This window comes from Streptomyces sp. CC53 (assembly GCF_001865245.1).
In the GTDB taxonomy this organism is placed as follows: domain Bacteria; phylum Actinomycetota; class Actinomycetes; order Streptomycetales; family Streptomycetaceae; genus Streptomyces.
In genome coordinates, this window is record NZ_MKXB01000223.1 from 1 (window position 1) to 7,965 (window position 7,965).

The 7,965-nt window shown below is 72.2% G+C and carries 5 protein-coding genes; 4 read left to right on the forward strand and 1 reads right to left on the reverse strand.

The genetic code is table 11. The features are described 5' to 3' along the window. Positions 1 to 319: 319 nt before the first annotated feature. A complete protein-coding gene (locus BJP40_RS29515; RefSeq protein WP_071268285.1) occupies positions 320 to 1,273 on the reverse strand; it encodes an AraC family transcriptional regulator in 954 nt (317 codons plus the stop codon). Positions 1,274 to 1,389: 116 nt separating this feature from the next. Here BJP40_RS29515 and BJP40_RS29520 point away from each other — a divergent pair, with 116 nt between their 5' ends. The 4 genes from BJP40_RS29520 to BJP40_RS29535 all read left to right on the forward strand — a co-directional run. Then, positions 1,390 to 2,316 carry an SDR family oxidoreductase gene (locus BJP40_RS29520; protein ID WP_175499893.1) on the forward strand — a complete coding sequence of 309 codons (927 nt, stop codon included), beginning with the start codon at positions 1,390 to 1,392 and terminating at the stop codon, positions 2,314 to 2,316. Between the two features lie 299 nt (positions 2,317 to 2,615). Next, entirely contained in the window at positions 2,616 to 4,610 is a 1,995-nt protein-coding gene (locus BJP40_RS29525; protein ID WP_071268287.1) for an alpha-1,4-glucan--maltose-1-phosphate maltosyltransferase, read from the forward strand. Continuing rightward, positions 4,607 to 6,355: a maltose alpha-D-glucosyltransferase gene (gene treS / locus BJP40_RS29530; protein ID WP_071268281.1), complete on the forward strand. Its 1,749-nt coding sequence runs from the start codon at positions 4,607 to 4,609 to the stop codon at positions 6,353 to 6,355. The genes BJP40_RS29525 and treS overlap by 4 nt, the downstream gene beginning before the upstream one ends. A 225-nt stretch (positions 6,356 to 6,580) precedes the next feature. Next, a partial coding sequence (locus tag BJP40_RS29535; protein WP_071283683.1) for a phosphotransferase occupies positions 6,581 to 7,965 on the forward strand: 1,385 nt, incomplete at its 3' end.

Below are 7,965 nucleotides of genomic sequence, written 5' to 3' on the forward strand. Positions count from 1 at the left end.
CTTCCGCCGCGCGTCAGGCAGAGCTCGCCGCGTGGAGGCGGAGCCGCCCGCCACCCACCGGGTGCGGCCGTTCCTTTGGGGTCGAGCGGGGCCGGCGTGGCGTCGTGCGGGCGGCCCCGCCCCGCGGGCGCCCCGCCCCTGCCCGCCCGGCGCGCCCGGCCGGACGGGTGCGGCCGGTCCGCCACCCCGAGCCGGGGCCCACCTCCGGGGCCCGGCGATCCACCGCCACGCGTCCGGTGAGACCCACCGCCAGGATGCGGGACCGGCATCCACCCGTCAGGCGAGGTCCACCGCCCAAGGGGCCCACCACCCCCACGCGTCAGGCCGGGCTCGCCGCGTGCGTGCGGTACTCGCCGGGGGTCTTGCCGAACCACTTGCGGAACGCCAGGTGGAAGCCCACCGCGCTCTGGTAGCCGACGCGTTGGGGGACCGCCGACTGGGGCAGGGACGTCTCGCACAGGAGGCGGGCCGCCTCCTGCATGCGGCGGCCGGTGAGGTGGCGGGCCGGGGCCTCCCCGACGAGGTCGCGGAAGGCGGCCGTGAAGGCGGAGCGGGACATGCCGACCTCCCGCGCGAGGGACTCGATGGTCCACGGCTCCGCGAACCGCGTGGCGATCATCACCAGGGCGCGGCTGATGGCGGGGTGGCGCAGCACCGGCAGCACCGACGGGTTCTCCGTCAGGTCGCGCAGCAGCGGGCGCAGGGCGAGGACGAGGGCCATCTCGAACGCCCGCAGGTGGATGAGGCGGTCGCCGGGGCCGGTCGGGCGGTGGGGCGAGGCCAGCAGGTTCAGGGTGTCCCTCAGCAGGGGTTCGCGGGCGACCTGCGCGTCGTCCAGGACCAGGGTCCAGGGCAGCGCCTGGTAGAGGCCCGTCGCCGCGCTGGAGTCGTAGTGCAGGCCCGCGCACAGCAGGCGGCTCTCCTCGCCCTCGCCGCCGATGTTGATCTCGCCGGACGTGCCGGGTGCGCGTTCCGGCAGGACCGCCTTCAGGGGCACGCCCTGCCGGTCGGGGCGGTCGGACAGGCGGTGCGCGGCCCCGGTCGGGAAGACCGCCAGGTCGCCCGCGAGGAGTTGCAGCGGCGGCTGGTCCTCACCCGTGATCCAGCAACTGCCCTCCACCACGTAGTGCAGGACGGCGCAGCTCTGCTCCGCGTCCCCCTCGATGGCCCACGGCGCCCGCATGTGCCAGCGGCTGTCGAACACCCCGGTGAGCCTGAGGGGTTTCAGCAGTTCGCTGAGGAGGTCGTCACCGTCGTTGCGCATGGTGTTCATGGACGATCCTTCAACCCCCGCCCCGGTTTGTTAATTGATCGGCCAAAGCCGCCGCCGCCAGCCTGAACGTGCCGGATCGGCAGCGTCCTACACCCTATCGAAGGGCTTTCAGGCACATGTCAGAACACATTCCGATGCGCGTCGCCGTGGTGGGGGCGACCGGTTTCCAGGGCGGTGCCATCGCCCGGCTGCTGGCCGGCCGGGGCCACCGGGTGCGCACGCTCAGCCGGCGCCCGCAGGGCGACCGCCCGCCGCTGCCGGGGATCGCCTGCGCCTCCGGCGACCTGGCCCGGGCCGAGGACGTCCGCGCGCTCTTCGAGGGCGCCACGCACGCCGCGGTGACCCTGCCGCTCGTGTACGACGAGGGGCTCGTGGCCGCGTACGCGGGCAACCTCGCCGCCGCCGCCCGGGAGACGGGGCTGCGGCGGCTGGTGTTCAACGCCAACACCCGTGTCCCGGCAGCCGCGACGGGGGTGGCGGCGTTCGACACGCGGCGCCTCGCGGAGGAGATCCTGCGGGGCAGCGGTGTCCCGCTCGTCGTGGTGCGGCCGCCGGTGTACCTGGACAACCTCTTCAGCCCGTGGAACGGGCCCGCCCTGGTGGACGACGGCGTCCTCGCCTACCCGCTGCCGGCGCACACGCCCGTGGCGTGGCTGTCCCACGACGACCTGGCGGAGGCGGTGCACGCGGCGCTGACGGCCGACGGCGCGGTGGGGAGGGTCTTCGACGTCGGCGGCGCCGGGACGCTGACCGGTGACGAGTTGGCCGCGGCGTTCCAGCGGGGGCTCGGCCGGTCCGTGCGGTATGTGCCCTTGGAGCCCGCCCTGTTCGAGCGGGGGCTCGCGGAGGTGCTGGGGACGAAGGCGGCGGCCGGTGTGGCGGGGATCTACCACCACATGGCGTCGGGCACCGATCCGCACCTCATGGCGGGCGACGACGGCACCACCGCGCGGCTGCTGGGGACGCGGCCCGGGCCGATCGAGGACTGGGTGGCGCGGCGGCCCTGGCAGATGTGGGCGCAGGCCGGGGCGTCCACCTCGTGAACCACCGCGTCACCCTGTGAGCAGGGCCGAACGGCCGCTTGACACACCCGACCGCGAACCGGCCCCGTAATTCCACCGAACGGGGTCGGTTCTCGGCTGTCTGGCCGGAACCCCTTCGTGCCGGTCGGCAGGAATCCCCCGGATTGCCCACCCGAGAGGCGTGGGAAGGCTCATCCGGTACCCGCCCACCCGAGTGAACCCGGAGAGGAGCGGTGATGCCTGCGCCACGCCATGCGCCAACGGAGCAGTTACAAAGAGCGATACCCCGTACACAAACCTCAGGTGGAGCTGTGAACTCGCTGATCGGCCGCATTCCCGTCCTGGATGTGTCCCCGCTCGTCGACTGCGGCAGAAAACCGGCCAAAGCGGTGGCCGGAGAGACCTTCCAGGTCTCGGCCACGGTGTTCCGCGAAGGCCACGACGCGGTCGCCGCGAACGTGGTCCTCACCGATCCGGCCGGGCGGCCCGGCCCGTTCACGCCGATGAGAGAGCTCGCGCCCGGCACGGACCGGTGGGGCGCGGACGTCACCCCCACCGGCGAGGGGCACTGGACGTACCACGTCGAGGCGTGGAGCGACCCGGTCGCCACCTGGCGGCACGAGGCCGGCATCAAGATCCCGGCGGGCATCGACACCGAACTGGTGCTGGCGGAGGGCGCGGCGCTGCACGAACGGGCCGCGGAGGGCGTGCCGAAGGACGAGGGCCGCGAAGCCGTCCTCGCCGCGGTGGACGCGCTCCGGGACGTGCACGGGGAACCAGCGGCGCGGCTGGCCGCGGCGCTGGCGGCGGAGGTCCGCGCGGCGCTCGCCGCCCACCCGTTGCGCGAACTGGTCACCGCGTCCAGGAAGTTGCCGCTGCTGGTGGAGCGCGAGCGGGCCCTCTTCGGGTCGTGGTACGAGATGTTCCCGCGGTCCGAGGGCGCGCACGTCGACGAGTCGACCGGGCGCGTGGTGTCCGGGACGCTGCGGACCGCGGCCGAGCGGCTGCCGGCGATCGCCGCGATGGGCTTCGACGTGGTGTACCTGCCTCCGATCCACCCCATCGGGACGACGCACCGCAAGGGGCCGAACAACGCGCTCACCGCCGGGCCGGACGACCCCGGGGTCCCGTGGGCGATCGGGTCGGCGGACGGCGGGCACGACGCGGTGCACCCGGAGCTCGGCACGATCGAGGACTTCGACGCGTTCGTGGCGCGGGCGCGGGAGCTGCGGATGGAGGTGGCGCTGGACTTCGCGTTGCAGTGCTCGCCGGACCACCCGTGGGTGAAGCGGCGCCCGGCGTGGTTCCACCACCGGGCCGACGGCTCCATCGCGTACGCCGAGAACCCGCCGAAGAAGTACCAGGACATCTACCCCATCGCGTTCGACAAGGACATGCGGGGGCTGGTGCGGGAGACGGTGCGGGTGCTGCGGCACTGGATGGCGCACGGGGTGCGGATCTTCCGGGTCGACAACCCGCACACCAAGCCGGTGGTGTTCTGGCAGAAGGTGATCGCGGGCATCAACCGCACCGATCCGGACGTGATCTTCCTGGCGGAGGCGTTCACGCGGCCGGCGATGATGCGGACGCTCGCGTCGGTGGGCTTCCAGCAGTCGTACACGTACTTCACGTGGCGGAACACCAAGCAGGAGCTGACCGACTACCTGACGGAGCTGTCGCAGGAGACCGCCGCCTGCATGCGGCCGAACCTGTTCGTGAACACCCCCGACATCCTGCACGCGTACCTCCAGGAGGGCGGCCGCCCGGCGTTCGAGGTGCGGGCGGTGCTGGCGGCGACGCTGTCGCCGACGTGGGGCATGTACGCCGGGTACGAGCTGTGCGAGAACACGCCGGTGAAGCCGGGCAGCGAGGAGTACCTCGACTCGGAGAAGTACCAGCTGCGCCCGCGGGACTGGGCGGCAGCCGAGCGGGAGGGGCGCAGCATCGCCCCCCTGGTCACCACCCTGAACCGGCTGCGGCGCCGCCACCCGGCGCTGCGGCGGCTGCGGAACCTGCGCTTCCACCATGCCGACAACGACGCGGTCCTCGCGTACAGCAAACGGCAGGGGTCGAACGTGGTTCTGGTGGTCGTGAACCTCGACCCCCACCACACCCAGGAAGCCACCGTTTCGTTGGACATGCCGGAGCTCGGCCTGGACTGGCACGAGACCGTACCGGTGCGCGACGAGCTCACCGGTGAGACATACCACTGGGGCAGGTCCAACTACGTGCGCCTGGAGCCGGGGGTCGCACCCGCGCACGTACTCGTGGTCCTGCGACCGTCTCCCCCGATCGGAGGGTCACCCACATCATGACCGTGAACGAGCCCGTCCACGACACGTTCGAGGACACACCGGCCAAGGACCGCGATCCCGACTGGTTCAAGCGCGCCGTGTTCTACGAGGTGCTGGTCCGCTCCTTCCAGGACAGCAACGGCGACGGCATCGGCGACCTCCGGGGCCTCACGGCCAAACTGGACTACCTCCAGTGGCTGGGCGTGGACTGCCTGTGGCTGCCGCCGTTCTTCAAGTCCCCGCTGCGGGACGGCGGCTACGACGTGGCCGACTACACGGCGGTGCTGCCGGAGTTCGGCGACCTGGCCGACTTCGTCGAGTTCGTGGACGCCGCCCACCAGCGCGGCATGCGGGTGATCATCGACTTCGTCATGAACCACACGAGCGACCAGCACCCGTGGTTCCAGGAGTCCCGCGCCAACCCGGACGGACCGTACGGCGACTACTACATCTGGGCCGACGACGACAAGCAGTACGAGGACGCCCGGATCATCTTCGTGGACACGGAGTCGTCGAACTGGACCTTCGACCCGGTCCGCAAGCAGTACTACTGGCACCGGTTCTTCTCGCACCAGCCGGACCTGAACTACGAGAACCCCGCGGTGCAGCAGGAGATCCTGTCGGCGCTGCGCTTCTGGCTGGACCTGGGCATCGACGGCTTCCGCCTCGACGCCGTGCCGTACCTCTACCAGGAGGAGGGCACCAACTGCGAGAACCTCCCGGCGACGCACGCGTTCCTGAAGCGGGTCCGCAAGGAGATCGACGCGGCCTACCCGGACACGGTGCTGCTCGCCGAGGCCAACCAGTGGCCCGAGGACGTCGTCGACTACTTCGGCGACTACGCGGCGGGCGGCGACGAGTGCCACATGGCGTTCCACTTCCCCGTGATGCCGCGCATCTTCATGGCGGTGCGGCGGGAGTCCCGCTACCCCGTCTCGGAAATCCTGGCCAAGACGCCGGCGATCCCGGCGAACTGCCAGTGGGGCATCTTCCTGCGCAACCACGACGAGCTGACCCTGGAGATGGTCACCGACGAGGAGCGCGACTACATGTACGCGGAGTACGCCAAGGACCCGCGGATGCGCGCCAACATCGGCATCCGGCGTCGCCTGGCCCCGCTCCTCGACAACGACCGCAACCAGATCGAGCTGTTCACCGCGCTGCTGCTGTCGCTGCCCGGCTCGCCGATCCTGTACTACGGCGACGAGATCGGCATGGGCGACAACATCTGGCTCGGTGACCGGGACGCCGTGCGCACCCCGATGCAGTGGACCCCGGACCGCAACGCCGGCTTCTCGTCCTGCGACCCGGGACGGCTGTACCTGCCCACGATCATGGACCCGGTCTACGGCTACCAGGTCACGAACGTGGAGGCGTCGATGGCCTCGCCGTCGTCGCTGCTGCACTGGAAGCGGCGGATGATCGAGATCCGCAAGCAGAACCCGGCGTTCGGCCTCGGCTCCTACACGGAGCTGCCGTCGTCGAACCCGGCGGTGCTGGCGTTCCTGCGCGAGTACGGCGACGACCTCGTCATGTGCGTGAACAACTTCTCGCGCTTCCCGCAGCCGACGGAGCTGGACCTGCGCCGGTTCAACGGGCTGCACCCGGTGGAGCTGATCGGCGGGGTGCGCTTCCCGGCCATCGGTGAGCTGCCGTACCTGCTGACGCTGGCGGGCCACGGCTTCTACTGGTTCCGGCTGCGCAAGGACACGGTGCTGCGCAAGCAGCCGGGCGGACGCGCGGGCAAGGCCGCCCGGCCGCTCTGACACCGGCAGGGGAGGGCGCCGCCGCACGGGCGGCGGCGCCCTCCGGCGGGTGGGGCGCGTTTCCCTCGCTCCACCCTGGGCACTGTCCCCCTCATACGTCGAATCGGGTCTTTCCGGATCTTCCCCGCCCGACACGTCCCGCACAGCCGGACAGCACTTGCCGCATTCCGGGACACTCTGCACGTTCCGTGCATTCTGTAGTACCCGGGGAAAGGACGCGCTGCCATGTCGGAGACCGCATCCACCGCCCGGGCACCCGTCGCCCTGCTGCCGTCGTTGGCGCCACTGCTGCGCGAATGGCTGCCGCGCAGAAGATGGTTCGCCGGGAAGGGCAGGCCGGTGACCGGCTTCACGCTCGTCTCGGCCACCGAACTCCTTCCGGTCGACTCGGCGGGCCCCGGGCTGCTGCACCTGCTCGTACGGGTCCGCCAGTCCGGACTCGCCGGCACCGACCGGGAGAGCCCCGCGCACCACGGCGACCCCGGCGACTGCTACCAACTGCTGCTGGGTGTCCACGAGACCCTGCCGCCGCACCTCGCCCACGCCCTCGTCGGCCACGTCGCCGACGGCCCGCTGGCCGGACGCGCCGTCTACGAAGGGCTCAGCGACCCGCGCCTCGCCGCGCTGCTGCTGGAGCGGCTGCGCACCCCGGGAGCCATCGGCCCGCTGCGCTTCCACCGCACCGTCCGCATCCCCGAGGGCCTGGCCCCCCGCGTGCTCGACGCCGAGCAGTCCAACACGTCGCTCGTGTACGGCGACGCCTACATCCTGAAGATCTTCCGGCGCATCCACACCGGCGCCAACCCCGACCTGGAACTGCCGCTCGCACTCTCCCGCGCGGGCTGCGCCCGGGTGCCGGCACCCGTCGCCTGGTACGAGGCGGGCGCCGGGCAGGCGGACGGCTCGACCCTGGGCGTCCTCCAGCCCTATCTACAGGGCTCGCAGGACGGCTGGCAGCTCGCCCTCGACGCGCTCGCCGACGGGCGGGACTTCGCCGCGGAGGCGCACGCACTGGGCCGCGCCACCGCCGAGGTGCACACCGCGCTCGCCGCGACCCTGCCGACCGTCACCCTGGAGACCCGTCAGGCCCAGGAGCTCGCGGCGGCGATGAGCCGCCGCCTGGACGCCGCCGCGCAGGCGGTGCCCGTGCTCCAGCCGTACGTGCCCGGGCTGCGCACGGCCTTCGAGGCCGTCGCCGTGCTCGCCGAGAAGGGCACCACCTGGCGGGCCCAGCGGGTCCACGGCGACCTGCACCTGGGGCAGGCACTGCGCACACCCGGCGGCGAGTGGGCGGTCATCGACTTCGAGGGCGAGCCGACCAAGCCGCTCGCGGAGCGCCGCCGCCCGCAGCCCCCCGTGCGGGACGTGGCGGGGATACTGCGCTCCTTCGACTACGCCGCCCGCTCCTGCCGCCCCGCCAACCCGCAGTGGGCGGAGCGCTGCCGCGAGGCGTACTGCACCGGCTACGCCGAGGGCTCCGGCCGCGACCCGCGGGCGGAGGAGGCGCTGCTGCGCGCGTACGAGACCGACAAGGCGGTGTACGAGGTGCTGTACGAGGGCCGCCCGGTCGTCGCCCTGGAGTCGAACGTCATCACGCACGGCCTGAAGTA